Source organism: Janibacter zhangyanbonis (assembly GCF_050507325.1).
GTDB lineage: Bacteria > Actinomycetota > Actinomycetes > Actinomycetales > Dermatophilaceae > Janibacter.
Genome location: NZ_CP191481.1, coordinates 1712371 through 1737291, shown reverse-complemented (window position 1 = coordinate 1737291; position 24921 = coordinate 1712371). Strand labels below are relative to the sequence as shown.

Below are 24921 nucleotides of genomic sequence, written 5' to 3'. Positions count from 1 at the left end.
TCAGGTGCCCGGTGCCGACGCGACGAAGACGATGACCCCGATGAAGTAGAGCAGGCCGAGCAGGAAGAAGACCGCGAAGATCGCCGTGCCGACCATCCCGAGGATCGTGCCGACCTTCGCGTGGTCGCGGTTGCTCCACGCCTGCGGGTTGGCGTCGATCTCCTTCATCGCCGAGGCGCCGAGCACCCACGCGAGGATCCCCAGGCCCGGCACGACGGTCAGGCCGACGATGCCGAGCACGAGCGCCGCGGTCGCGGTGCCGTGCGCGCGCTGCTGCGGGAAGGGGTAGGGCGACGGGGCGTAGGGGCCTGGCTGCTGGGTCATGGTGCTCCCACCGTAGGACCTCGCCGCCGCGGTGCACCACGGGGAGGACTCCCCCGTCGACACCGCGTGGTCGAGGCTGGTGTGACCTGCGCCTCCGGGCGGCTACTGTCGGGGTCGCGGTCACCCCGCAGTCCCGACAGGAGAACGCATGAGAGCACTCGTCAAGCCCCGCCCCGGACCGGGCCTGGAGCTGACCGACGTCCCCGAGCCGCACGCCGGTCCCGGCGAGGTGCGCATCCGCGTGCTGCGCGCCGGCCTGTGCGGCACCGACCTCCACCTGCACGGGTGGGACGAGTGGGCCGCCTCCGCTGTGCCGAGCACGCCGCAGGTCATCGGCCACGAGTTCTACGGCGTCGTCGACGAGGTGGGGCGCGACGTGACCTCCGTGCAGGAGGGCGACCGGGTCTCCGGCGAGGGCCACCTCGTGTGCGGCACCTGCCGCAACTGCCGCGCCGGACGACGGCACCTGTGCATCAACACCATCGGCGTCGGGGTCAACCGCGACGGCGCCTTCGCCGACCACGTCGTCATCCCCGCGTCCAATGCCTGGGTGCACCACGACGACATCGACCCCGACCTGGGCGCGGTCTTCGACCCGCTGGGCAATGCCGTCCACACGACCCTGTCCTTCCCGCTCGCGGGCGAGGACGTCGTCATCACCGGCGCCGGGCCGATCGGCGTCATGGCGGCGGCGATCGCCCGTCACGTGGGCGCCCGCCACATCGCCGTCACCGATTTGTCGGACACCCGCCTCGAGCTGGCGAAGGGGGCCGGCGCGGACCTCGTCGTCAACGCCGCGCGCAGCGACCTCGGCGCCGCGATGCGCGAGCTGGGCATGAAGGAGGGCTTCGACATCGGCCTCGAGATGTCCGGCGCTCCCCCGGCGGTCGGCGACATGCTCGACCACATGAACCACGGCGGCCGGATCGCCATGCTCGGCCTGCCCAAGGACCCCTACCCGATCGACTGGGGCAAGGTCATCACCCACATGATCACCATCAAGGGGATCTACGGCCGGGAGATGTACGACACCTGGTACACGATGAGCGCGATGCTCTCGACCTCGCCGACCCTGCGTGAGGCGATCTCCTCGGTCATCACGCACCGCTTCCCCGCGGAGCAGTGGGAGGACGCCTTCTCCACCGCCGCCTCGGGAGAGTGCGGCAAGGTCATCATGGACTGGAGCTGACGCATGTACACGATCAAGGACGACCTCGCCGCCACCCTGCAGGAGATCCGGGACGCCGGGCTGTGGAAGGACGAGCGGCAGCTGACGAGCCCCCAGCAGGCGCACATCACGACGACGAAGACCTCGGCGATCAACTTCTGCGCCAACAACTACCTCGGTCTGGCCGACCACCCCGACGTCCTCGCCGCGGCCACGGATGCCCTGCAGGAGTGGGGCTTCGGCATGGCGAGCGTGCGCTTCATCTGCGGCACGCAGGAGCAGCACACCCGTCTCGAGGGCGCGCTGTCCGACTGGTTCGGCACCGAGGACACGATCCTCTACTCGAGCTGCTTCGACGCCAACGGCGGCGTCTTCGAGGTGCTCTTCGGCACGGACGACGCGATCATCTCCGACGCGCTCAACCACGCCTCGCTCATCGACGGCATCCGGCTGAGCAAGGCGGCGCGCTACCGCTACGCCAATGCCGACATGGACGACCTGCGCGCCCAGCTCGAGGCGGCGAAGGGGGCCCGCCGCACCGTCATCGTCACCGACGGCGTCTTCTCCATGGACGGCTACCTCGCTCCCCTGGAGCAGATCTGCGACCTCGCCGACGAGTACGGCGCGATGGTCCTCGTCGACGACTCCCACGCGGTGGGTTTCGTGGGCGCCAGCGGTGGTGGCACTCCTGAGGCGTGCGGCGTCGCCGACCGTGTCGACCTGCTCACCGGCACGCTCGGCAAGGCGCTCGGCGGGGCCAGCGGTGGTTACGTCAGCGGCCCGGCGGAGGTCATCGCGCTGCTGCGCCAGCGGTCGCGGCCCTACCTCTTCTCCAATGCCGTGGCCCCGGTCGTCGCGGCTGGCTCCCTCAAGGCGATCGAGATCGCGCGCGGGTCCGACGAGGCGCGAGAGACCCTGCAGCGCAACACGGCTCTCTTCCGTGAGCTGATGACGGACGCGGGCTTCGAGCTGCTCCCCGGGTCGCACCCGATCACCCCGGTGATGTTCCCCGGCGACGACGGAGCCCGTCAGGCCGCGCAGATCGCCGACGCGATGCTCGCCCACGGCGTCTACGTCATCGCCTTCTCCTACCCCGTGGTCCCGCAGGGCCAGGCGCGCATCCGGGTGCAGCTGTCCGCGGCGCACAGCGAGGAGGACGTGCGCACCTGCGTCGCGGCCTTCGTCGCCGCCCGGGCCGAGGTGCTCGGGGACCAGCCCACCGCCTAGCGGTCCGCCGACGCGGCGCGCGCTACGCGAGCCGCGGGCCGGCCCCCTTCGTCACTCGAAGGGGGCCGGGTCACCGGCGCCGTGCCGGGCCACCTCGGCGGCACCCGACGAGAAGTCCACGACCGTGGTCGGCTCGGTGCTCACCTCACCGGCGTCGACGACGATGTCGACCTGGTGGTCGAGGGCCTCCTTGACGTCCCAGCCGAAGGTCGGGGTGCGCTCCTCCCCCGGCAGCAGGAGCGTCGAGGTGAGCATGGGGTCGCCGAGGCCCTCAAGGAGGGCCTGGGTCAGCGGGTGCTGCGGGATCCGCACGCCGACCGTCTTCTTCTTCGCGTGGAGCAGCCGACGCGGCACCTCCTTCGTGGCCGGGAGGATGAAGGTGTAGGGCCCCGGGGTCGCCGCCTTGACCGCGCGGAAGACGGCGTTGTCGACGTGGACGAGCTGCCCGAGCTGGGCGAAGTCGGCGCACAGGAGCGTGTAGTGGTGCCGGTCGTCCAGGCGGCGGATCGTGCGGATGCGGTCCTTGATGTCCTGGTCGTCGAGCCGCCCACCGAGGGCATAGCCCGAGTCCGTGGGGAAGGCGACGAGCGCCCCCTCGCGGATCCGCTCGACGAGCTTGCCGACCGTGCGGGGCTGGGGGTTGTCCGGGTGCACTTCGACGAAGGTGGCCATGAGTCCACCGTAGGCGGCGCGGGCCCGGGCGTGGCGCACCATCCGCGCCCGCGCGCCTGCAAGACTGGTGGCGCCACACCGAGTTGCTACAATCTTCAACAAAAGTTTCGTCTCTCAGGGGAGCCCATGACCGACACCGACCTCGACCTCAACGGTCACTGGACCATCGACCCCGGCCACAGCCGCTGCGGCTTCTCGGCCCGGCACGCGATGATCTCGACCGTCCGCGGCTCCTTCAACGACGTCTCCGGCGAGGTGCACGTCGACGTCGACGACCTCGATGCATCCACGGCCCGCGTCGTCCTCAAGGCCGCGAGCGTCGACACCCGCAACGACCAGCGCGACGAGCACCTGCGCAGCCCCGACTTCTTCGACGTCGAGCGCTTCCCCGACATCACCTTCGTCAGCACCAACATCGAGGAGATCCGCGAGCGCGCATACATCGTGAGCGGTGACCTGACGATCCGCGACGTCACGAAGCAGATCACCATCCCGCTCGAGCTCGGCGGCGTCATGGTCGACGCCTTCGGCGCCGTGCGCGCGGGCTTCGAGGGGTCGCGCCGGGTCAACCGCCGTGACTACGGCCTCGAGTGGAACATGCCGCTCGACAAGGGTGGCGTCCTCGTCTCCGAGAAGATCGACCTCGAGTTCGAGATCTCCCTGGTCAAGCAGGACCAGTAGTCCGCCCAGCTGCGTCTCCAGGCGTGCGGCGAGCGCCTTGGCCGTGCGGCCGACCCCGATGAGCGTCGCCGACGCGGGTCCGGTCCAGTCCCCGTAGCCGACGAAGCACGCCCGCGGGTCGCGCACCGACTGGTTGTCGACGACCTGCGGCACACCCTCGGACGTCCGCAGCCGCAGGGAGCGCAGGTGCCGCAGCGCGGGCCGGTAGCCCGTGCACCAGATCACCGCGTCGAGCTCGAGCCGGTCCCGGCCGATGATCGCGCCCTCCGGGACCATCCGGTCGAACATCGCGCGCACCCTCAGCGCACCCGCGGCCCGGGCGCGCTGCACCTGGGGCAGGGCGACGACATTGCCGACGAAGGCAGCCTGTGCCTCGCCCGGGTCACGCAGCCGCGCGGTCGCCTGGTCGAAGAGGTGCCGGCCGTCGACGTCGTCAGGCAGGAAGCGCAGCCGTCTCGCGGTGACGAGCGAGACCCGGTCGGCGACGTCGACGAGGTCGGCCGTGATCTGGACCCCGGAGTTGCCGCCGCCGACGACGGCGACCCTCAGCCCGGCGAAGTCCTCCGGCCCCCGGTAGTGGGCGCTGTGCAGCTGGCGCCCGGCAAAGCTCGTCGCACCCTCGACCATCGGCACGAAGGGAGCGGACCACGTGCCCGTGGCGCTCACGACGCAGCGCGCGGCCAGCTGCCCGGCGCTCGTGTCGAGCACGAGCGCTTCGCGCGTCGCGTGCACGTCGTGCACTCGCACCGGGCGCTGGACGTCGAGGTCGTAGCGCTCCTCGTAGGCACGCAGGTAGGCCCGCACATGCTCGACCGGCGGGAAGGTGTCGGGGTGCGGGGGCATCGGCCACCCCGGCAGCGACGAGTAGGCCGACGGCGAGAAGAGGCGAAGGGAGGGCCACGTCGAGGTCCACGCTCCGCCCGGCTCGTCGCGGTCGTCGAGGACGACGTGCTCGATCCCCCGGCGGCGCAGGTGGTAGGCCGTCGCCAGCCCAGCCTGACCTCCGCCGATGACGGCGACGTCGACCTCTCGGCGCATGTAGCCTCAGGCGTCCTCTGCCGTCATCTCCACGGGGACGCCGATCTGCACGGTCCGCGAGACGGTGCACAGCCGGTCGCGGGACTGCGCGACCGACCGGGGGAAGGCAGCACGGGCGGCGTCGCCCCCTTCGCCCTCGGGGAAGCCCAGGCGGAAGGTGACGGCGAGGTCGCTCATGTGGTTGCCGTCCTCGGGGGTCGAGACCTTCTCCCCCTCGGCGACGACCTCGAAGGACTCCGGCTCGGCCCGCCGCGAGGTGATGTGGTCGACGTCGACGGAGCTGCAGCCGGCGAGGGCCGCGAGCAGCAGCTCGACGGGCGTGAAGTCGTCGGTGGACCCGTCACCGATGGTGATCCGGCCGCCGCGCGCATTGGTGATCTCGTAGCGCCCCAGGGCCAGCCGGGTCAGCTCCACGCTGCGGTGGCCGGGCCCGCTCCCGCCGGTCGTCTCGTCGCTCGTCATGCCTACCTCCACGTCACTGGTCTGCGGGGCGCGCCCCGTGCTGGTCCGATCCTCGCAGACCGGGCGCCACTAGCCTGACCGCATGCACGCGACCCCGCCGCACCGCCTCGTCCTGCTGCGCCACGGAGAGACCGAGTGGAGCCGCGACGGGCGGCACACCGGCTCGACGGACCTGCCCCTGACCGACGAGGGCCGGGCCCGCGCCGCCGAGGCCGCCGGGCGGCTCGAGGAGCTCGGTGTCCGCCCCGTGCTCACCCTGACCTCGGACCTGCAGCGAGCTCGGGACACGGCTTCTCTCGCCGGGCTCGACGCCACCGTCGACCGCGACCTGCGCGAGTGGGACTACGGCGGCTACGAAGGGCGCTCGACGGCCCAGATCCGGGAGGACCTCGGCACCGACTGGGACGTCTTCCGTGACGGTGTGGTCCCCGGGGCGACCCCGGGCGAGACGGTCGAGGAGGTCGCGGCCCGTGCCTCACGCGTGCTCGCCCGCGTGCGGCCGCACCTGCTCGAGGGCGACGTCGTCCTCGTCGGGCACGGCCACACCTCGCGGATCCTCGCGACGGTGTGGCTGCGCACCGCTCCCCGGCTGGCGGCCCAGCTGACGCTCGACGCCTCCCGGCTCGCGGTGCTCGGCCACCACCGAGAGGACCCCTGCATCCTCAGCTGGAACTGCTGACGGGCTAGGGCAGCGGCCAGGTGTGCACCGGGTCGTTGCGGTGCATATGCTCGGTGTAGAGCCCGGTCATCTCGGCGAGCGCGGCGGACCGGTCGAGCCCGGCCTTCTCGAGCCGGCGCACGCACTCGGCCTGCCAGACGGCGCCGTTGACGCCGGTGGTGCACCGCCCTTCGATGACCGACAGATAGCGCTCGATGACGCTCTCGGCGACGCCCCAGTCCTGCAGACCGGCGCGAGCCATGGGCAGCAGGTGCCGCAGGACGAGCTCGTCGGCGCCCAGCTCGCCCAGCCCCGGCCAGTAGAGGCGGGAGCCGATGCCGTCGCGGGCCGCCGCCTCGAAGTTGGCCTCGGCCGCGGGGAAGGACATGCGCGTCCAGATCGGCCGGTCCTCGTGGGCGAGGGTGCGCACGCACCCGTAGTAGAAGGCGGCATTGGCCAGGGTGTCGATGATCGACGGGCCCGCCGGGAGGACCCTGTTCTCGACCCGTACGTGCGGGTGACCCTTGCCGGGGTCGTAGATCGGTCGGTTCCACCGGTAGACGGTGCCGTTGTGGAGGTTGAGCTCGCCGAGGTCGGGGGTGCCGCCCTCGCTGAGCACCGCCACGGGGTCCTCGTCGGTCGCCTCGGCGAGCAGCGCCGGGAAGTAGCGCACGTTTTCCTCGAAGAGGTCGAAGATCGAGGTGATCCAGCGCTCGCCGAAGAAGACCCGTGGACGCACGCCCTGGTTCTTCAGCTCGATGGGCCGGGTGTCCGTGGCCTGGGAGAAGAGGGCGATCCGGGTCTCGGCGTGCAGGCGGCGACCGAAGAAGAAGGGTGAGTTGGCCGCGAGCGCGAGCTGGGGCGCCGAGATGACCTGGGCGGCATTCCAGTGGTCGGCGAACTGGCCCGGACCGACCTGCAGGTGCAGCTGGACCGAGGTGCACGCCGACTCCGGGGCGATCGAGTCCGCGAAGGTGTGCAGCCGCTCCCCCGTCGGCCCCTCGATGTCGATGACGATGTCCTCGCCGCGGGCGACGAAGATCGAGTCGTTGAGCGCGGTGTAGCGGTTGTTGGCGCTGATCCACTCGCCCTGGAAGTGCTCGGGCCGGATCGTCGGCAGGATGCCGATGGCGATGATCCGCGCGCCGGCGTCCTCGGCCTTGCCCTCGGCGCGGTTGAGCGACTCGCGCAGGCTCTCCTCGAGCTGCAGCGCCGAGTCCCCGGGCAGGGGCCGCGGAGCGACGTTGAGCTCGATGTTGAACTGCGCGAGCTCCGTCTGGTACTCGGGATCGGCGATCGCCTCGAGGACCTCGTCGTTGACGAAGGCCGGTTGCTGCCCCTCGTCGATGAGGTTGAGCTCGATCTCCAGACCGGTGAGCGGCACCTCCTCGTCGAAGGCGCGCTCGTTGAGCATGCGCTCGAAGACGTCGAGGTTCTGCCGCACCTTTTCCCGGTAGCGCTGACGCTCCTCGCGCGAGTAGCTCTGCGCGGCGACTTCCTTGCCCATGAGTACACCTCTTCCGGGTCGGCTGCAGTCGAATCTACCCACGCGACCGACCCGCGGCGAGGATCAGACCACGGTCGGATGCGGCACCCCCTTCGTCCTGCCTACCCTCGGTCGGTGATCTCCGAGACGGCACCCCGGCGAGCGGGAGCGACCACCCGCGTCCGGGACTGGTTCGACGGGCACGTGGGTCAGCTCGTCGCCGCCGACTCACCGATGCCGGCATCAGACGCCTCGGCCTGGGTCTCGCCGCGATCGTGACCAGCGAGCCCGGATCGCCGTCCAGGGCGAGCGCACCCGCATCGCGCGCGAGATGCACGACGTCGTGGCCCAGCCGCTGAGCGTCGTCGTCGTGCAGGCCGACGGCGCCGCCTGCGCCGCCCGGCACGGCACGGACTTCGGCCGGGAGCAGGCCCACGCCGCGCTCACGACCATCGGTACGACCGCCCGCGGGGCCCTCGCCGAGACCCGGCACCTCGTGGGTGTCCTGCGCACCACGGACGACGAAGGGGAGGTCCCTCACCTCGCCTACGCCCCCACCGAGGGGCTGGCCGACCTGCACGAGGTGCCCCGCGAGGTCGGGCTCGCGGCCTACCGGATCGTCCAGGAGTCGGATCCCTTCGACGGAGCGATCGACGTCCGCGCTGTCGGCCCGTCGGGCGGCACGGGGTCGCCCCGGCCGCTGCGCTGGCCGCCGACTGACGGGCCGACTGCCCGGGGGGGTGAGGCCGCGCACGGGGCGGCCCCACCCCCTTCGCGTCTCGTGCCACGGCTCGGGCGAAGGGGGTGTCGCGCCACGGGGTTGTCGGTGAGGGCTCCTAGGTTGGTGGTCGTGAAGCTGATCCACACCTCCGACTGGCACCTGGGGCGCTCCTTCCACGGCGCCGGCCTGCTGCCTGCCCAGGCGGAGTACGTGGACCACCTCGTCGAGACGGTCCGCTCCGAGGGGGTCGACGCCGTCCTGGTCTCGGGCGATGTCTACGACCGCGCCCTGCCCCCGCCCGACGCCGTGGAGCTGCTCTCCGAGAGCGTCACCCGGCTCATCGACGCCGGCGCCCAGGTCGTCCTGTCCAGCGGCAACCACGACTCGGCGATCCGACTCGGCTTCGCCGCCGACCTGCTCAGCCGGGCCGGCCTGCACATCCGCTCCGACGTGAGCACCGTGGGCACCCCGGTGCTCGTCGGCGACATGGCGATCCACGCGATCCCCTACCTCGAGCCGACCGCGACGACCGTCACCGACGCCCTCGGCGTGACCGAGCGGTCCCACACGGCGGTGCTCGGCGCCGCGATGGACCGGGTCCGTGCCGACCTGGCCGGGCGGGGACCGCGCAGCGTCGTCATGGCCCACTGCTTCGCGAGCGGTGGGGCGGCGAGCGACTCCGAGCGCGACATCACGACCGGCGGCGTCGCGATGGTGCCCGCGAGCACCTTCGACGGGGCCGCCTACACCGCTCTCGGTCACCTGCACCGCCCGCAGCAGATCGGCGAGACCGTCCGCTACAGCGGTTCCCCCGTTGCCATGTCCTTCGGCGAGGCAGGCCAGACGAAGGGGTCGCTGCTCGTCGAGATCGACGAGCGTGGCCTGACCACGGTCGAGCACGTCGCCGCCCCCGTCCACCGCGAGCTCGCCCTCGTGCGGGGGCACCTCGACGAGGTCCTCACCGACGCCCGCCACACGGCCGCCGAGCAGGCCTGGGTCCAGGTCACGCTCACCGACCCGGTCCGTCCCGTCGGTGCCTACGACCGGCTGCGTCGACGCTTCCCGCACCTGCTGCAGCTGTGCTTCGAGCCCACGGGTGAGGTCGTGCCCGTGCGCAGCTATGCCGCCCGGGTGCGGCAGCGCCAGCCGCTCGACGTGTGCTGCGACTTCGTCAGCGACGTGCGTCGCGGCGCGATGGCCGACGAGTCCGAGCGCCGGCTGCTGGCCGACGCCCTCGAGGCCGGCCGGCGTGACCGGGACCTGGCCGAGGAGCACGGCGCCCCCCGGCGACGACGGCGAGGCGTGGCGTGAGGCTGCACCGCCTTCGAGCCAGCGCCTTCGGACCCTTCGCCGGCACCGTCGAGCTCGACCTCGGGACGATCGGCGAGGGCGGGCTCTACCTCATCCACGGCCCGACCGGCTCGGGCAAGACGAGCCTGCTCGACGCGATCTGCTTCGCGCTCTACGCGGGGGTGCCGGGTGACCGGCAGAGCACCTCGCTGCGCAGCCAGCACGCTGCCGTGGACGTGCCGACCGAGGTGGAGCTCGAGCTGACCCTGGCCGGGCGTCGCCTGCGGGTGGTGCGTCACCCTGCTCATGAGCGCCCCAAGCGGCGAGGGTCCGGGACGACCACCGAGCCGGCGGGCGTGCGTCTCGAGCAGCGCGAGAGCTCTGGGTGGCGGACCCTCAGCACCCGCATCGACGAAACGGCGCAGTTCCTCGACGACCTGCTCGGCATGGGGCTCGAGCAGTTCCGCCGGGTCGTCATGCTGCCCCAGGGCGACTTCGCCGCCTTCCTGCGCGCGAGCGACGAGCAGCGCCGCGAGGTCCTCGAGCGGCTCTTCGACGTCTCCGACTTCGCCGCGGTCGAGGACGTGCTCGTCCGACGTCGACAGGACGCCGAGGCGACGCTCTCCCAGTCACGCGGACGGCTCACCACCCATGTGACGCACCTCGTCGACGTGCTGTCCGCGATCGACGTCGAGCTGCCCGAGCCCGATGCCCCGTGGGCCGAGCTCGACCCGACGCAGCTGCCGGTCGCGCTCCGGGCGGTCGGCGAGGCCTTCGACATGGTGACCGCGGAGGCGATGGCCCGCGTGGACCGCACCGACGCCGCCGCCGTCGCATCGCGCGAGGCCCTCGACGCGGAGCGTCGACGAGCCGACCTGCGGCGTCGTGGCCTGGTGGCCCGGCGGCAGGTGGCGGAGCTCGAGTCCGTCGCCGACGAGCACGCCCGGCGTCGCCACACCCTCGAGAAGGCACGGGCCGCGGCTGCCGTGCTCCCGCACGTCGAGGCCATGGCGCGCGCCGAGTCGACACTCGAAGAGGCTCAGCTGGCCCGGCAGGCGGCTGCCGAGGCTCTCCCCCAGGAACTGCGTGCACGGTGGGAGGCCTCCCCGCCCGGCCGTGAGGCCGAGGTGTCCGCGCAGGCCCGTGGGGTCGAGCTGCTCGAGGTGCTCGACGCGGGTGGCGCTCGTATTGAGCGGGCGCGGCACGAGGCGGCCGGCTTGCGGCGCCGATCGGCGGAGCTGCCGGCCGTGGCCGAGCGGCTGGCAGATGCACGTTCCGCGCTCGAGCGAACCGAGGGGCTCGTGGCCCGCCTCGAGACCGAGGCCGAGGCCGACGAGACCATCCGCGAGGAGCTCCAGCGCGAGCGCGACCAGCTGACCGTGTCGACAGCGGAGCTGGAGCGTGTCGAGGCACGCATCGCCGCTCGCCGGCAGGGCCGGACCATCGACGAGCAGCTTCGCCGGGCGACCGACGAGGCGCAGGAGGCTCGCGAGCACGCCCAGGAGCTGCGCGAGGCGGTCAACGAGCTCGTCGCGGCCCGACTCGACAACATGGCCGGCGAGCTCGCAGGGCTGCTCTCCGACGGGGACCCGTGCGCCGTCTGCGGGTCGACCGAGCACCCCCGGCTGGCCGAAGCCGCCCGCGTGGTCAGGCCCGAGGACATCGACGCGGCCCGTGCGGCCGCCACCCGTGCCGAGCAGGTCCACGAGGCCGCACGCCAGGCACGGGACGCCGTCACCTCCCGGCTCGAGGTCGCTCGCGCCGAGGTCGCCCGACTGGCTGGGGCGGACGAGTCCGGCACGACCGACGCGAGCGCTGACCCCTTCGAGGTGTCTGCCGCCGAGGTGCGCGCACGCGAGCAGCTTGCGCAGGACGTTGCCCGGCTGCGCACCGCGGTCGGCGCCGCCGCCGACGTGGCGCGTCGCGTCGACGCGCGCGCCGCGCGGCTGGAGCGCGCACACGAGTCCGTGCGCGTCGCCGCGGACGAGCTCGCGGCCCTGCGTGCCCGGCACGATCAGATCACCGAGCAGATGGTCGAGGCCGCCGACATCGTGAGAGTAGTCGTGCTCGAGCACGCCGCCTGCGTCTGTGCCGACCCGGCTGACGACCACGACGACCACGCCGGCGGGCACGACGTCGCGCTCTCACCGATGGCCGACGGGTCCGTCGGGTGGGTCACTCCCCTTCTCGATGCCGCCCGGGATGTCGACGAAGGTCACTCCCGCGCCCGAGCCCTCGCGGAGAACCTCGCTTCGGCGACCCTCGACGAGCGCCGCGCCCGGGACGCGGTCACCGACGCCGCCGAGCACCTGGCGGGCGCCCTGGGCGAGCACGGCTTCGACGGTGCGGCCGAGGCGCGGGCCGCGGCTCTTCCGCGGCCAGAGATCGCCGCACTCGAGGCGCGCGTGCATGCCCACGAGCAGCAGCTGGCGACGGCCCGTGGGATCCTCGCCGAGCCGGACGTCGTCGACGCGCTCGAGACCCAGCCCGTCGACGTCGACGACCTGGCCGAGACCGCGTCCCGGGCCAAGCACGCCGCAGATGACGCGCGCCGGCACCAGGCAAGCACGTCGACCGTGCACCGACAGCTGACGCGGGTCACCCAGCTCGTCGTCGACGAGTGCACGCGCATCGGACCTGCTGCAGCCGAGGCCGAGCTCGTGCGTCGGATGGCCGACCTGGTGACGGGGACGAGCGCCGACAACGACAAGCGCATGCGCCTGAGCACCTATGTCCTCGCTGCCCGGCTGGAGCGAATCGTCGAGCTGGCCAACTCACGGCTGTCGGTGATGGCAGACGGCCGATACGAGCTCGCCCACGACGACGCCTCTGCCAGGGGCCGTCGACGCGGCGGGCTCGGCCTGGTCGTGCGCGACCTGTGGACCGGTCAGGATCGGACGACGGCGACCCTGTCCGGTGGCGAGTCCTTCACCGCGTCACTGGCTCTGGCTCTCGGGCTGGCCGATGCGATCCGCGAGGAGTCGGGTGGGCTCGAGTTCGGCACGCTCTTCGTCGACGAGGGATTCGGCAGTCTCGACCAGGACAGCCTCGAGCAGGTGCTCGACGTCCTCGACGCGCTGCGCGACGGAGGGCGCTGCGTCGGTGTGGTGAGCCATGTCAGCGAGATGCGCACCCGCATCCCCACTCAGGTGCGGGTCGACAAGGCCCAGCACGGCTCGACCGTCACGGTCGTGGGGGTCCAGGGCGCGGCCTGATCCCCTTCGTCCCCGTGGGCGGGGACCAGTCCTGTTCGTCTCCCCGCATCAACGACCGCCCCTCCCCCTTCGATTTCCCTTAAGGTCGTGCGGCCGTTGGGCGGAACCAGCCCCAACCCTGCAAGACCCTAGGGTTTTGCAGGGTTCAGCCGCGGGGGCGGTGGATCGAGCGCAGGATGTCGGCCCGAGGCGTGGGTCGTCAGTTCCGTTCGTCCCCGTGGGCGGGGACCAGTCCCGTTGGTCTCGCCGCATTGACGACCGCCCCTCCCCCTTCGAATTCCCTATGGTCGTGCGGCCGTTGGGCGGAACCAGCCCCAACCCTGCAAGACCCTAGGGTTTTGCAGGGTTCAGCCGCGGGGGCGGTGGATCGAGCGCAGGATGTCGGCCCGAGGCGTGGGTCGTCAGTTCCGTTCGTCCCCGTGGGCGGGGACCAGTGCCGGTCGTCCCCGCCCTCCGCCGTCCAGTACAGCAGCGAGCCCCGGCTTCGCACGAGATGCGTGCGACGCCGGGGCTCGTCGGGTCACCCGTGGTTCGGGGGCGCCCCGGTGGCTCAGTCCTCGAAGGCCTCGGGCGAGGGGCAGGAGCAGACGAGGTTGCGGTCGCCGAAGGCGCCGTCGATCCGCGAGACCGGCGGCCAGTACTTGTCGGCTGCGTCGACCCCGACGGGGAAGACGGCGGTGGCGCGGTCGTAGTCGTGCGGCCACTCCCCTGCGAGCTCCGCCGCGGTGTGCGGGGCATTGCGCAGGACGGAGGACTCGACGTCGCCGACCTGGTCGATCTCCTCGCGGATGGCGATCATCGCGTCGCAGAAGCGGTCGAGCTCGCCCTTGTCCTCGGACTCCGTGGGCTCGACCATCAGGGTCCCGGCGACCGGGAAGCTCATCGTCGGGGCGTGGAAGCCGTAGTCGATGAGGCGCTTGGCGACGTCGTCGACGGTCACGCCGGTGTCCTTGGTCAGGCCACGCAGGTCGAGGATGCACTCGTGGGCCACGACCCCGCCGGGGCCGCTGTAGAGGACCGGGAAGTGGCTGCCGAGACGACGCGCGACGTAGTTGGCGTTGAGTACCGCCACCTGCGTCGCCCGAGCCAGACCCGCCCCACCCATGAGTCGGACGTAGGCCCACGAGATCGGCAGGATGCCGGCCGAGCCATAGGGAGCGGCGCTGATCGGGCCCGCGCCGGTCGCCGGTCCCGCTGCCTCGGCGAGCGGGTGGTTGGGCAGGTAGGGAGCCAGGTGCTCGCGCACGGCCACCGGCCCCACGCCCGGGCCACCGCCACCGTGCGGGATGCAGAAGGTCTTGTGCAGGTTGAGGTGGCTGACGTCAGCACCGAAGCGGCCCGGCTGGGCGAGCCCGACGAGCGCGTTGAGGTTGGCGCCGTCGACGTAGACCTGGCCACCCGCGTCGTGGACGAGGGAGCACAGCTCGCTGATGGTGTCCTCGTAGACACCGTGGGTGCTCGGGTAGGTCACCATGATCGCCGCGAGGTCGTCACGGTGCTGCTCGACCTTGGCCCGCAGATCGTCCATGTCGATGTCACCGCCCTCGGCGGTCTTGACCACGACGACCTTCATGCCCGCCATGACGGCGGAGGCCGCGTTGGTGCCGTGGGCGCTGGCGGGGATGAGGCAGATGTGCCGCTCGGACTGGCCGTTGGCCGCGTGGAAGGCACGGATCGCCAGCAGCCCGGCCAGCTCCCCCTGCGACCCGGCATTGGGCTGGAGCGAGACCGAGTGGTAGCCGGTGACCTCGCTCAGCCAGCCGCTCAGCTGACCCACGAGCTCACGGATGCCGACGGTCTGGTCATCGGGTGCGAAGGGGTGCAGCCCCGCGAACTCCGGCCACGTGATGGCGACCATCTCGGTGGTCGCGTTGAGCTTCATCGTGCAGGAGCCGAGGGGAATCATGCCTCGGTCGAGCGCGAAGTCGCGGTCGGAAAGCCGTCGCAGGTAGCGCAGCATCGCGGTCTCGCTGCGGTGCGAGTGGAAGACCGGGTGAGTGAGGTAGTCGCTCGTGCGCACCAGCTCCTGCGGCCAGCTCGGGGAGATGCGCGCGGTCTCGACGTCAGCGACCTCCGTGGCAGCGCCCAGCGCACCCGCGACGGCCGAGATCTCGCTCGCATCGGTCGTCTCGTCGACGGAGACGAGGACCGTGCTCTCGTCGTGCTGCCAGATGTTGACCCCGGCGGTGACGGCGGCCGCGGCCGCGGCGGCAGCTCCCCCGGGCACGCGCACGCGCAGGGTGTCGAACCACGGGCCCTCGGCCACCTCGACGCCCGCGGCGCGCAGCCGCTCGGCGAGGGCGACCGCGGTGCCGTGGACTCGCTCGGCGATCGCCCGCAGGCCGTCGGGGCCGTGGTAGACCGCGTACATCGAAGCCATCACGGCGAGGAGCACCTGCGCGGTGCAGATGTTGCTCGTCGCCTTGTCACGACGGATGTGCTGCTCGCGCGTCTGGAGCGCCAGACGGTAGGCCGGGCGACCGGCGGAGTCGACGGAGACGCCGACGAGCCGGCCGGGGAGCGTGCGCTCCAGCCCGGCGCGCACCGCCATGTAGCCGGCGTGCGGGCCACCGAAGGACATCGGGACACCGAAGCGCTGGGTCGTCCCGACGGCCACGTCGGCGCCCCACTCCCCCGGCGCGGTGAGCAGCGTGAGCGCGAGCAGGTCGGCCGCGGCGGTGACGAGGGCACCCACCTCGTGGGCCGCGTCCGTCAGGGCACGCCAGTCGCTGATGATGCCGTCGGCACCGGGGTACTGGACGAGCACGCCGAAGACGTCACGGCCACCGGCCGCCTCGCGCAGCGCCTCGGCCGAGGTGACCCCCGTGAGGTCGGCGACGACGACGTCGATGCCGAGCGGCACCGCGCGGGTGTCGATGACCGCCCGGGTCTGCGGGAAGGTGTTGGCGTCGACGAGCAGGACCGCGTCCTTGGCGACCTTGCTCGAGCGCCGCATCACGGTCATCGCCTCGGCCGCGGCCGTGCCCTCGTCGAGCAGCGACGAACCCGACGTCTGCAGACCAGTGAGGTCGGCGACCATCGTCTGGAAGTTGAGCAGCGCCTCGAGCCGCCCCTGGCTGATCTCGGGCTGGTAGGGCGTGTAGGCGGTGTACCAGGCAGGGTTCTCCAGGACGTTGCGCTGGATGACGGCCGGCGTCACCGTGCCGTAGTACCCGAGGCCGATCATCGAGGTGAGCACTGTGTTCTTCGCCGCGAGGGCGCGCAGCTCCTCGACGACCGCGAGCTCGCTCGGGGCTGCCTCGATCGTCAGGGCCTCGGTCTGGCGGATCGCCCCCGGGACGGCCGCGTCGCACAGTGCGTCGAGGGTGGGCTGCCCGATCGTGGCGAGCATCTGCTCGACGTCGCCCTCACGGGGACCGACGTGACGGCCGACGAACTCGGACAGGGGGGACGAGGCGCTCATGAGGCTCCCTTGGACGCGGGTGTACAAAGCCAGCCTCCCCATCTGTCACGCGAGGGCGCTCCAGAGGTGCCTGATCCACGAGGTCCTGGCGCCTGAGAGGTTCCGGGGAGTTTGCCCCTTCGGCGCCCCGCGCGAGACGCGCGAGGACTCTCCCCCGTGGGGTGAGCAGCGGCCACAGGCTATCAGCGGCCGTGGCCCCGTACGGTGCGTCAGGCGAGCTTGGCGCGGCGGCGAGCCGACAGCTCGTCACCGGGGAGCTCGGTCGGCGCGGCGTCGCCGCCACCCATGCGCTCGCTCGGGATCTCGAGCAGGGAGCCCTCGACCTCGCGCCAGACACGGCCGACGGCGATGCCGAAGACACCCTGACCGCCCTGGACGAGGTCGATGACCTCGTCGGCGGAGGTGCACTCGTAGACGCTGGCCCCGTCGCTCATCAGGGTGATCTGGGCGAGGTCCTCGACGCCGCGCTCACGCAGGTGCGTGATGGCGACGCGGATCTGCTGGAGGGAGACACCGGTGTCGAGCAGTCGCTTGACGACCTTGAGCACGAGGATGTCGCGGAAGCCGTAGAGACGCTGGCTGCCGGAGCCCGCCGCTCCACGGACCGAGGGCTCGACGAGGCCGGTGCGGGCCCAGTAGTCGAGCTGGCGGTAGGTGATGCCGGCTGCGGCGCACGCGGCGGGACCGCGGTAGCCGATGTCCTCGGAGAGCTCGGGCAGGTCGTCGTCGAAGAGCACGCCCTGAGCGCGGACCGGGGTCTTGCCCTCGTCGCTGGTGGCGTCCACTACGCCCTCCTGAGTCACCGTCGGTCCGACCCGAGCGGTCGGAGATGACACCGGTGTGCTTCCGGTGATGTCTTCGACGCTACGGCGGTGCCAGCAAACGGTCAAACACCCCCGCCGCGGGAGGCGGGGCGTGTCGGTAACGATCAGGTCGCGGGAGGGTCCTCGTCGGGCGCCTCGAAGTCCTCGGGCGAGACCTCGTCGAGGAACTCCTTGAACTTCGCCACCTCGTCCTCTTCCTCGTCGGACGACTCGATGCCGACCTCGTCGAGGACGGCGTCCGTGGTGACGACCTCGGCCGCCGTCCGCAGCGCGAGGGCGATCGCGTCCGAGCTGCGCGAAGGGATCTCGGTGTCGTCGTCGAGCACGAGGGTCGCGTGGAAGACGCCCTCGACGACGGCGTCGATCCGCACGGTCACGAGGTGCCGGCCGAGGGCCTCGATGACGTCGACGAGCAGGTCGTGCGTCAACGGGCGGGGCGGCTCGACACCCTCTTGGGCGTAGGCGATGGCGGTGGCCTCGGCCGCGCCGATCCAGATCGGGACGTGACGGCCACCGTCGCGCTCGCGCAGGAGCACGATCGGCTGGGAGGTGGGCATCTCCACCCGGACACCGAGGACGTCGAGAGGCTTCACCCCCACACCGTATCCCTCCACCGGGAGGAGCGGTCAGGCACCGTCGGCGAGGCCGCGGCGCACGAGCGCCAGGTGCAGCTCGAGGCAGTCCTCGACGACCTGCCGCCGCACGGTCTCGTCGTCGAGACCGACGGCATCCGCGGCACGGCCCCGCAGCGCCTGCTGGCCCAGGACGTGCTCGGCCAGACCGACCTCGCGCTCGGCCGCGCTCTTGAAGGGGCGCAGGTGCCGCACGTCGATCCCGGCCGCCACGAGCGCCCCGCAGGCCCGGGCGACCTCGAGGTCGCTGCGGTCGAAGTGGTCACGCTGCTTGGGCAGTAGACCGTAGGCGACGAGCTCGCGGAAGGTCCCGGTGTCGATGTCGGCGGCGTGCTGCAGCTCGATGGCCGTGAGGCGAAGGGGGCGACCCCGGTCGGCGGGTGCCAGCCGTCCGGTGGTGGTCGGCTGACCGTCGCCACCGTCGGACGACGGGGCGACGACCGCCCCGTCGTCGGCGACGTCCAGGCCACGGTCGTGGGCGTCGAGCCGCTCACGGATCACCTTGAGCGGCCAGAAGCGGTCACGCTGCGCCGTCAGCACGAAGCGCAGCCGGTCGACGTCGTCCTCGGAGTACTTGCGGTACCCCGAGGCCGTCCGCTCCGGAGAGACCAACCCCTCGCTCTCGAGGTAGCGCACCTTGCTGATCGAGATGTCGGGGAAGTCGCCCTCCAGCCGCTCGATCAGGGCGCCGATCCCGATGCGGTCGCCGGGCAACGTCAGCTGGCGGAGCTGGCGTAGTAGACCAGCCGGAACTTGCCGATCTGGACCTCGTCGCCCGTGCGGAGCGTCGCCTGGTCGATGCGCTCCTTGTTGACGTAGGTGCCGTTGAGCGAGCCCACGTCGCGCACGCCGTAGCCCTGGCCGTCACGGGCGAAGACCGCGTGCTTGCGCGAGACCGTGACGTCGTCGAGGAAGATGTCGCTGTCCGGGCCTCGCCCGGTCGTCACCTCGGCGTCGTCGAGGAGGAAGCGCGCCCCGGTGTTGGGCCCCCGCAGCACGATGAGCAGCGCCGTGCCGGGGATGAGCGCGTCGACGGTCGCCTGCTCGTCGCGGGTGAGGTGGTAGTCCGAGTCCGGCGCGTCGGCCGGCAGGCCCACCTCCGCCCCGGTGAACTGCTGCGTCGCCGGGTCCTGTCGTGCGGGCTGGTCGTGGTCGTTGCCGCTCATCCAGCGCTCCCTCCTGTGTGTCCGTGGTCAAGCCTACGTGACCGGCACCACTCGGTGCCGGTCACCGTGGTGCGGTGTGGTCAGCCGATCTCGGCCGCGTAGGCCGCGGCGTCGAGCAGGCCCGAGGTGTCGGTGCCGTCGGCGAGCTGGAGCTCGTACATCCAGCCCTCGCCGTAGGGGTCGGAGTTGACCAGCTCGGGGGTCGCGTCGAGCGCGTCGTTGACCGCGGTGATGGTCCCGGCCAGGGGCGCGTAGAGGTCGCTCACCGACTTCGTGGACTCGACCTCACCGCACGAGCCCCCCGCGTCGACCGCGTCGCCGACCGCCGGCAGGCTGACGTAGACCACGTCGCCGAGCGCGTCCTGGGCGTAGTGCGTGATGCCGACGCGGACGACGCCCGCTCCGCTCTCACGAACCCACTCGTGGTCGCTCGTGTACCGCAGGTCCTCGGGGTAGGTCGCGTCGGTCATCTCTCTCCTCGTCGAGCCCGGATCACTTCGAGCCGTCGGTCGGCTCCGGGACGGGCTGAGCGTAACGAGGCGACGAATCGGTGTGCAATGCCTCGACGTTGATCGTCGAGAACTCGCGGATCGTCACCTCCCCTCCCTTGCTGCGCACCGACTCCGACACGCCTCCGGGGATCTCCATCGCGGAGCTCATCGTCTGCGGGTCACCGATGACCGTGAAGGTGTACGGACGCTCCAGGGAGGCGCCGTCGGCGATGACTCCGTCCGCGTCGTCGCGGAACCAGGTGCTGGCGACGATGCGCACGTCGTCGACCTGCATCGCCTCGGCCCCCGCATCGCGCAGCTCCTGCACGGTGTCGAGGAGGGTGGCGGCATCGACCCCGCCGTCGGGGTCCTCGATCGTCAGGGTGATGCCCGGGCCGGTGGCACGTTCGGTCCCCGCGAGGATCCCGAGCGTGTCGGCGCGCTCCTGCGCGGCAGCGATCGCCTCCGGCGAGTTGCCCTCGCTCGTGGCGAGACCGTCACGGGTCGACTCGAGCTCGGCGATCTCGTCGTCGAGGCGGTTGCCGTTCTGCGTCACGTCGTCGAGGATCCGCACGAGCTCGTCCTGCCGCAGGTCCTCGAGGCCCTGCGACTGCGTCTGGCGCACCTGGGTCGCGATCGCGAAGCCGAGCAGGCACGCCAGCAGGAGCGCGAAGGCGTTGGCCCGCGTGGCCCGTGGTCTGGCCATGAGGTGGACCCGGCGCCACGCACTGGTCGGGGCCGCGGCGGCAGCCGACGACGTGGGCGGCTCCCCCTTCGGCGTCGTGGCCTCGGGGTTCGCCTCGGACGTGGGCGGCTCCCCCTTCGCCGTCTGCGCCTCGGTCGTGGGCTCGGACTCGTCGGGGGTCTCGGGAGTGCTGGGGGTGCTGGTCATGCCTTGAAGAGGTGTCGGCGGATGGAGGCGACGTTGGAGAAGATCCGCACGCCGAGGACGACGACGACACCCGTGGACAGCTGGGAGCCGACACCGAGCTGGTCGCCCAGGAAGACGATGAAGGCGGCGACGACGACATTGGACAGGAAGCTGACGACGAAGACCTTGTCGTCGAAGATCCCGTCGAGCGTCGCCCGCACGGCACCGAAGACGGCGTCGAGGGCGGCGATGACCGCGATCGGCAGGTAGGGCTGCAGCCAGACGGGCACGTCGGGCTGCAGGACGAGGCCGAGCACGATCCCGGCCACGAGTCCGAGGGCGGGGATCACGAGGTCTCCTTCTTCAGTGGGGTCACCCGGGGTGCGGTCCGTCCCTGCGGGACGACCGTGGCCTCACGGGTGCTGACGTTGACGGCGCTGGGCAGGTGGAGCTCCTCCTGCGTCGTCAGCGAGGTCTGGATGCCGTAGTTGCTGCTCAGCCCCGTGAGGTAGGAGCCGGCCGCGCCCTCGGCGAAGCGGGTCTGCATGTCGGTGGAGTCACCGATGGCCTCGATCGTGTAGGGCCGGGTGAGCGGGCGGAAGTTGACGAGGATCGCCTCGCCCGCAAATCGGATCGCGGTGCGCGAGGTGAGCCGCTGGCCGTTGATGCTGATCGCCTCGGCGCCCGCGTCCCACAGGCCGTTGGTGATCAGCTGCATGTCCTTGGACTGCACCCGCCCCTCGTTGCTCACGCTCGTGCGCGGGTTGCCGTCGGCGCTGGTGTCGCCGCCGGGTGCGTCGTCGAGCGTGATCCGCAGCCCCGGCCCGTCGACGGCGACGAGCCCGCTCGCGACGCGCAGGGCGTCGAGCTCGGCCTGCTGGGTGCCCACGAGGTCCGGGTCGAGGCGGGCGGTCGCCCGGTCGATCTCGCGCTGCAGCTCCAGGGCTCGCTTGTCCCGGGAGTCGACGTCGGACTGCCGGTCCTCGATCTGCTGGATCAGCTCGGCACGTGCCTGGGCCCGGGTGCCGTCGCGGTCGCGCAGGGCGGCGGTGCTCACGCCGATGACCAGGCCGATGATGAGCAGCCACACGAGCAGGATGGGCCGGCGCGTCCCGCTGGAGTCCGGCAGGCCGGCGGCCCGTCGCTGCTCCGCGGCAGCTGCGTAGCCGGGGTCGAGCGGCCGCTCGAGCATCGACGTGAGCAGCGTCATCGAGGCGTCACGCCGCCGCGCGGGGTGGGCCACGCCCGAGGCGTCGGCGTAGTCCACCTCGTCCTCGCCGAGGTCCTCCTCGCTCATCCGCGCCGGAGCAGGACGGCGTGCGCCGTCGGGTGCGTCAGGTCGCACTCGCTGCTCCTCTCGTGCGCGGGTCGGGTGCCCCCGAGACCGTAGATGTCGGACGGGATCCAGTACAGCCCACCACGCCGGGGCGGTGCCAGAGTGGTCCCATGGACCGACGTCTGCTCACCCTCGACGAAGCCACCTGCCGACGCCGCACGAGCCTGAAGTGGCGCCAGTACCCCGAGGACGTCCTGCCCCTCTGGATCGCCGAGATGGACGTCATGCCCGCGCCCGGCGTCGCCGAGGAGCTGGCCCGCATCGCGCGTGACGGGGACACCGGATACCCCGTCAACGGGCCCTATCTCGAAGCCCTGGCCGACTTCTACGTGGAGCACGGCGCGGACGTCACGGTCGAGAGGATGCGACCGGCCGCGGACGTCATGAGCGGCATGAAGGCCGCCGTCGGCGCGATGACCGAGCCCGGCGACCCGGTCTACGTCACCGTGCCGGTCTACCCGCCCTTCCACGCGATCGTCGGCGAGCTCGGCCGCCGCCTCGTGACCGTGCCGCTGAGCCCGCAGGGTCGGCTCGACGCCGCCGCCCTCGACGAGGCCTTCGGCCGCGACGGCCGTGGCGCCCTGCTCCTCGCCAGCCCCCACAACCCCACGGGAGTGGTCCACACGGCCGACGAGCTACGGGCCGTGGCCGAGGTCGCCGATCGCCACGGCGTCTCCGTCGCGTGCGACGAGGTGCACGCCCCGCTCGTGCTGCCGGGCGCCCGCTTCACCCCCGCACTCGCGGTCCCCGAGGCGCAAGGCTGGCTGTCGGTCATCTCCGCGGCGAAGGGGTGGAACCTCGCCGGGGTCAAGGCGGCCGGGATCGCCGGCGGCGGCGCCGCCGGGGACCTCCTCGCGGCGCTGCCGGAGGGTCTGGGCTACACGACGAGCCACCTCGCGGTCCGACTGCACCGGGTCGCCCTCGAGCAGGACCGCCCATGGCTGGCCGACCTCGTCGCGGACCTCGACGCCAACCGGGGCCTGCTGACCGACCTGCTCCGCGAGCACCTGCCGCTGGTGCGGTGGCAGCCGGTCGAGGCGACCTATCTCGCCTGGCTGGACTTCCGCGAGCTCGGTCTCGGTGAGGACCCGGCGCGACACTTCGAGCGGCACGCCAGGGTCGCCCTGAGCTCCGGCCTCCCCTTCGGCGCCGGCGAGGGCTGGGCCCGGCTCAACCTCGCCGCCTCGCCGCAGATCATCACCGCGGCCGTCGAGCGCATGGCCGCCTCGCTGCCATGACGAAGGGGGTGACCACCGCCACTCCCCCGACCCGCCGGTGGCGAGGTGGTCCGGATCACGAACACGCCAGATCCCTTGGGGCGCAACGGATCTGGCCACCTGAGACGGGACTCGATTTGATCTTGGACATGGTCACGTTATGTTCGACGAGGTGACCGCCCCCGACGAGACGACCCCCACGACCGAGCCGTCCCCCTTCGTGCTGCGCCCGCCGACCGTCCAGGACGGTGGCGCGATGTGGCGCGTGGCGAGGGACAGCCAGACCCTCGACCTCAACAGCTCCTACGCCTACCTGTTGTGGGCACGGGACTTCGCCGCGACCAGCGTCGTCGCCGAGCGCGACGGTGCCGTCGTCGGCTTCGTCAGCGGCTACCTCCGCCCCGACTCCCCCGAGACGCTCATGGTCTGGCAGGTCGCCGTCGACGCCGACCAGCGAGGCCACGGGCTGGCCGGCCGCATGCTCGACCACCTCGCCGAGCACGTCCCCGGCGTCACCATGCTCGAGACCACGATCACGGACGACAACGGGGCCTCCCGGGCGCTCTTCGCCCGCTTCGCCCGCACCCGTGACGCTCAGCACGAGGAGACCGACCTCTTCGTGAAGGCCCACTTCCCCGACGAAGGGCACGACCCGGAGGTGCTGCACCGCATCGGACCGTTCTGACCCGGCCCCAACGACAGCCCCGCCACACTCCCCCTTCGAGGAAGGACCCCACATGACCCACCCCGCCACGCAGATCTTCACCGAGCGCGAGTCCGAGGTGCGCAGCTACTGCCGCAACTGGCCCGTCGTCTTCGACACCGCCAAGGGCGTCTACCAGACGACCGAGGACGGCGAGGTCTACACCGACTTCTTCTCCGGCGCCGGCGCGCTCAACTACGGGCACAACAACGACGTGCTCAAGGAGGCGCTCCTCGACTACGTCTCCCGCGACGGCGTGACGCACTCGATGGACATGCACACCAAGGCCAAGCGCGACTTCCTCGAGACCTTCACCGAGGTCATCCTCGAGCCGCGGGGACTGACCCACAAGATCCAGTTCCCCGGGCCGACCGGCACCAATGCCGTCGAGACCGCGCTCAAGACCGCGCGCAAGGTCACCGGCCGCGAGGAGATCGTCTCCTTCACCAATGCCTTCCACGGCATGACGCTCGGCTCGCTCGCCGTCACGGGCAATGCCTTCAAGCGCGCCGGTGCGGGCACGCCGCTCTACCACGCGACCTCGGCCCCCTACGACGACTACATCGTCGGCGAGACCTCCGACTTCGCCTGGCTCAAGCGCATCTGGGCCGACAGCGGCTCGGGCCACAACCTGCCCGCCGCGGTCATCGTCGAGACGGTTCAGGGCGAGGGCGGCCTCAACGCCGCCCGCGGCGAGTGGCTCAAGGAGCTCGAGGCCCTGTGCAAGGAGCACGGCGTCCTGCTGATCATCGACGACGTGCAGGCCGGCTGCGGCCGCACCGGCACCTTCTTCTCCTTCGAGCCCTTCGGTCTCGACCCCGACATCATCACGCTGAGCAAGTCCATCTCCGGCTACGGTCTGCCGATGGCGCTGACGCTGATGAAGCCCGAGGTCGACGACTGGGAGCCCGGCGAGCACAACGGCACCTTCCGCGGGCACAACCCGGCCTTCGTCACCGCGACCAAGGCGCTGCGCACCTACTGGACCGACGACGCCCTGGAGCGCAACATCGCCGACCGCGCCGCCCAGCTGCGTGAGCGGCTCGAGGTCCTCGCCGGCCTCGCCGAGGGCAGCGAGGTCCGCGGCCGCGGGCTGCTGGCCGGCGTCGCCTTCGCCGACCACGAGGTCGCCGAGAAGATCGCCAAGGCTGCCTTCGCGCGCAAGCTCCTCGTCGAGACCTCGGGTCCCGACAGCGAGGCGGTCAAGGTCATGCCGCCCCTGACGATCACCGAGGACGAGATGGCCGCCGGCCTCGACCAGCTCGAGGACGCCGCCCGCGAGGTCCTCGGGGCACCGGCTCGCACCGGCGCCTGA

At 71.9% G+C, this 24921-nt stretch carries 22 protein-coding genes, 1 pseudogene and 1 riboswitch; of the genes and pseudogenes, 9 read left to right on the top strand and 14 right to left on the bottom strand.

What is annotated here, in order from left to right:
• Complete coding sequence (locus ACQBJO_RS08450) at positions 1–324, bottom strand: DUF4190 domain-containing protein (protein ID WP_421008260.1); 324 nt, start codon at positions 322–324, stop codon at positions 1–3.
• Between the two features lie 148 nt (positions 325–472).
• Between ACQBJO_RS08450 and tdh the strand changes: the two genes are divergently transcribed.
• Both tdh and ACQBJO_RS08440 read left to right on the top strand, forming a co-directional pair.
• Positions 473–1513 (top strand): L-threonine 3-dehydrogenase, encoded by a 1041-nt coding sequence (tdh, locus tag ACQBJO_RS08445; RefSeq protein ID WP_421008259.1) that lies wholly within the window; start codon positions 473–475, stop codon positions 1511–1513.
• A 3-nt stretch (positions 1514–1516) separates the two neighbouring features.
• A complete protein-coding gene (locus ACQBJO_RS08440) occupies positions 1517–2719 on the top strand; it encodes a glycine C-acetyltransferase (protein WP_421008258.1) in 1203 nt (400 codons plus the stop codon).
• A 51-nt stretch (positions 2720–2770) separates the two neighbouring features.
• Here the strand turns inward: ACQBJO_RS08440 and ACQBJO_RS08435 are convergent, their stop codons facing one another.
• A complete protein-coding gene (locus ACQBJO_RS08435) occupies positions 2771–3391 on the bottom strand; it encodes an L-threonylcarbamoyladenylate synthase (protein WP_255186267.1) in 621 nt (206 codons plus the stop codon).
• A 126-nt stretch (positions 3392–3517) separates the two neighbouring features.
• Here ACQBJO_RS08435 and ACQBJO_RS08430 point away from each other — a divergent pair, with 126 nt between their 5' ends.
• Entirely contained in the window at positions 3518–4072 is a 555-nt protein-coding gene (locus ACQBJO_RS08430) for a YceI family protein (protein ID WP_255186266.1), read from the top strand.
• Between the two features lie 69 nt (positions 4073–4141).
• On the opposite strand, the pseudogene ACQBJO_RS08425 reads toward ACQBJO_RS08430, so the two are convergent.
• Positions 4142–5110 (bottom strand): annotated as a pseudogene (locus tag ACQBJO_RS08425) (FAD-dependent oxidoreductase); the annotation flags it as partial.
• 6 nt (positions 5111–5116) lie between these two features.
• A complete protein-coding gene (locus tag ACQBJO_RS08420; RefSeq protein WP_255186264.1) occupies positions 5117–5572 on the bottom strand; it encodes an OsmC family protein in 456 nt (151 codons plus the stop codon).
• 82 nt (positions 5573–5654) lie between these two features.
• Here ACQBJO_RS08420 and ACQBJO_RS08415 point away from each other — a divergent pair, with 82 nt between their 5' ends.
• A complete protein-coding gene (locus ACQBJO_RS08415) occupies positions 5655–6251 on the top strand; it encodes a histidine phosphatase family protein (RefSeq protein ID WP_421008256.1) in 597 nt (198 codons plus the stop codon).
• Positions 6252–6255: 4 nt separating this feature from the next.
• Here the strand turns inward: ACQBJO_RS08415 and ACQBJO_RS08410 are convergent, their stop codons facing one another.
• Positions 6256–7737: a glutamate--cysteine ligase gene (locus ACQBJO_RS08410; RefSeq protein WP_421008255.1), complete on the bottom strand. Its 1482-nt coding sequence runs from the start codon at positions 7735–7737 to the stop codon at positions 6256–6258.
• A 310-nt stretch (positions 7738–8047) separates the two neighbouring features.
• Here ACQBJO_RS08410 and ACQBJO_RS08405 point away from each other — a divergent pair, with 310 nt between their 5' ends.
• Both ACQBJO_RS08405 and ACQBJO_RS08400 read left to right on the top strand, forming a co-directional pair.
• Positions 8048–9748: an exonuclease SbcCD subunit D C-terminal domain-containing protein gene (locus ACQBJO_RS08405; protein ID WP_430407164.1), complete on the top strand. Its 1701-nt coding sequence runs from the start codon at positions 8048–8050 to the stop codon at positions 9746–9748.
• Positions 9745–12942 (top strand): AAA family ATPase, encoded by a 3198-nt coding sequence (locus ACQBJO_RS08400; RefSeq protein ID WP_421008253.1) that lies wholly within the window; start codon positions 9745–9747, stop codon positions 12940–12942. The genes ACQBJO_RS08405 and ACQBJO_RS08400 overlap by 4 nt, the downstream gene beginning before the upstream one ends.
• 550 nt (positions 12943–13492) lie before the next feature.
• Here the strand turns inward: ACQBJO_RS08400 and gcvP are convergent.
• From gcvP to ACQBJO_RS08355, 9 genes are all read right to left on the bottom strand, one after another.
• Entirely contained in the window at positions 13493–16366 is a 2874-nt protein-coding gene (gcvP, locus tag ACQBJO_RS08395) for an aminomethyl-transferring glycine dehydrogenase (RefSeq protein ID WP_421008252.1), read from the bottom strand.
• Positions 16367–16436: 70 nt separating this feature from the next.
• A riboswitch (glycine riboswitch) is annotated at positions 16437–16531 on the bottom strand.
• A gap of 44 nt (positions 16532–16575) precedes the next feature.
• Entirely contained in the window at positions 16576–17151 is a 576-nt protein-coding gene (locus ACQBJO_RS08390; RefSeq protein ID WP_303708361.1) for a MerR family transcriptional regulator, read from the bottom strand.
• Positions 17152–17294: 143 nt separating this feature from the next.
• A complete protein-coding gene (locus ACQBJO_RS08385) occupies positions 17295–17783 on the bottom strand; it encodes a bifunctional nuclease family protein (RefSeq protein WP_255186257.1) in 489 nt (162 codons plus the stop codon).
• A gap of 33 nt (positions 17784–17816) precedes the next feature.
• Positions 17817–18536 carry a MerR family transcriptional regulator gene (locus ACQBJO_RS08380; protein ID WP_421008251.1) on the bottom strand — a complete coding sequence of 240 codons (720 nt, stop codon included), beginning with the start codon at positions 18534–18536 and terminating at the stop codon, positions 17817–17819.
• 2 nt (positions 18537–18538) lie between these two features.
• On the bottom strand, positions 18539–18988 hold the full coding sequence (locus ACQBJO_RS08375) for an FHA domain-containing protein (protein WP_421008250.1): 450 nt from the start codon (positions 18986–18988) through the stop codon (positions 18539–18541).
• A gap of 80 nt (positions 18989–19068) precedes the next feature.
• On the bottom strand, positions 19069–19458 hold the full coding sequence (gene gcvH, locus ACQBJO_RS08370) for a glycine cleavage system protein GcvH (protein WP_421008249.1): 390 nt from the start codon (positions 19456–19458) through the stop codon (positions 19069–19071).
• A gap of 22 nt (positions 19459–19480) precedes the next feature.
• Positions 19481–20371 carry a DUF881 domain-containing protein gene (locus tag ACQBJO_RS08365; RefSeq protein ID WP_421008248.1) on the bottom strand — a complete coding sequence of 297 codons (891 nt, stop codon included), beginning with the start codon at positions 20369–20371 and terminating at the stop codon, positions 19481–19483.
• A complete protein-coding gene (locus ACQBJO_RS08360) occupies positions 20368–20700 on the bottom strand; it encodes a small basic family protein (protein ID WP_130629221.1) in 333 nt (110 codons plus the stop codon). Before ACQBJO_RS08360 ends, ACQBJO_RS08365 begins: the two co-directional genes overlap by 4 nt.
• Positions 20697–21695, bottom strand: a complete 999-nt coding sequence (locus ACQBJO_RS08355; protein ID WP_421008247.1) for a DUF881 domain-containing protein — start codon at positions 21693–21695, stop codon at positions 20697–20699. The genes ACQBJO_RS08360 and ACQBJO_RS08355 overlap by 4 nt, the downstream gene beginning before the upstream one ends.
• Before the next feature lie 101 nt (positions 21696–21796).
• Here ACQBJO_RS08355 and ACQBJO_RS08350 point away from each other — a divergent pair, with 101 nt between their 5' ends.
• The 3 genes from ACQBJO_RS08350 (at position 21797) to ectB (ending at position 24921) form a co-directional block, all read left to right on the top strand.
• The gene (locus ACQBJO_RS08350; RefSeq protein WP_255186251.1) at positions 21797–22924 is read left to right on the top strand and encodes a MalY/PatB family protein; all 1128 of its coding nucleotides are present in this window, start codon (positions 21797–21799) and stop codon (positions 22922–22924) included.
• A gap of 139 nt (positions 22925–23063) precedes the next feature.
• Positions 23064–23588 (top strand): diaminobutyrate acetyltransferase, encoded by a 525-nt coding sequence (gene ectA, locus ACQBJO_RS08345; RefSeq protein ID WP_255186250.1) that lies wholly within the window; start codon positions 23064–23066, stop codon positions 23586–23588.
• Positions 23589–23640: 52 nt separating this feature from the next.
• Entirely contained in the window at positions 23641–24921 is a 1281-nt protein-coding gene (ectB, locus tag ACQBJO_RS08340) for a diaminobutyrate--2-oxoglutarate transaminase (RefSeq protein WP_421008246.1), read from the top strand.

Coding starts and splice junctions, on each gene's coding strand:
- ACQBJO_RS08450 (WP_421008260.1), bottom strand. CDS start 324: ATGACCCAGCAGCCAGGCCCCTACGCCCCGTCGCCCTACCCCTTCCCG.
- tdh (WP_421008259.1), top strand. CDS start 473: ATGAGAGCACTCGTCAAGCCCCGCCCCGGACCGGGCCTGGAGCTGACC.
- ACQBJO_RS08440 (WP_421008258.1), top strand. CDS start 1,517: ATGTACACGATCAAGGACGACCTCGCCGCCACCCTGCAGGAGATCCGG.
- ACQBJO_RS08435 (WP_255186267.1), bottom strand. CDS start 3,391: ATGGCCACCTTCGTCGAAGTGCACCCGGACAACCCCCAGCCCCGCACG.
- ACQBJO_RS08430 (WP_255186266.1), top strand. CDS start 3,518: ATGACCGACACCGACCTCGACCTCAACGGTCACTGGACCATCGACCCC.
- ACQBJO_RS08420 (WP_255186264.1), bottom strand. CDS start 5,572: ATGACGAGCGACGAGACGACCGGCGGGAGCGGGCCCGGCCACCGCAGC.
- ACQBJO_RS08415 (WP_421008256.1), top strand. CDS start 5,655: ATGCACGCGACCCCGCCGCACCGCCTCGTCCTGCTGCGCCACGGAGAG.
- ACQBJO_RS08410 (WP_421008255.1), bottom strand. CDS start 7,737: ATGGGCAAGGAAGTCGCCGCGCAGAGCTACTCGCGCGAGGAGCGTCAG.
- ACQBJO_RS08405 (WP_430407164.1), top strand. CDS start 8,048: ATGCACGACGTCGTGGCCCAGCCGCTGAGCGTCGTCGTCGTGCAGGCC.
- gcvP (WP_421008252.1), bottom strand. CDS start 16,366: ATGAGCGCCTCGTCCCCCCTGTCCGAGTTCGTCGGCCGTCACGTCGGT.
- ACQBJO_RS08375 (WP_421008250.1), bottom strand. CDS start 18,988: ATGAGCGGCAACGACCACGACCAGCCCGCACGACAGGACCCGGCGACG.
- gcvH (WP_421008249.1), bottom strand. CDS start 19,458: ATGACCGACGCGACCTACCCCGAGGACCTGCGGTACACGAGCGACCAC.
- ACQBJO_RS08365 (WP_421008248.1), bottom strand. CDS start 20,371: ATGACCAGCACCCCCAGCACTCCCGAGACCCCCGACGAGTCCGAGCCC.
- ACQBJO_RS08350 (WP_255186251.1), top strand. CDS start 21,797: ATGGACCGACGTCTGCTCACCCTCGACGAAGCCACCTGCCGACGCCGC.
- ectA (WP_255186250.1), top strand. CDS start 23,064: ATGTTCGACGAGGTGACCGCCCCCGACGAGACGACCCCCACGACCGAG.
- ectB (WP_421008246.1), top strand. CDS start 23,641: ATGACCCACCCCGCCACGCAGATCTTCACCGAGCGCGAGTCCGAGGTG.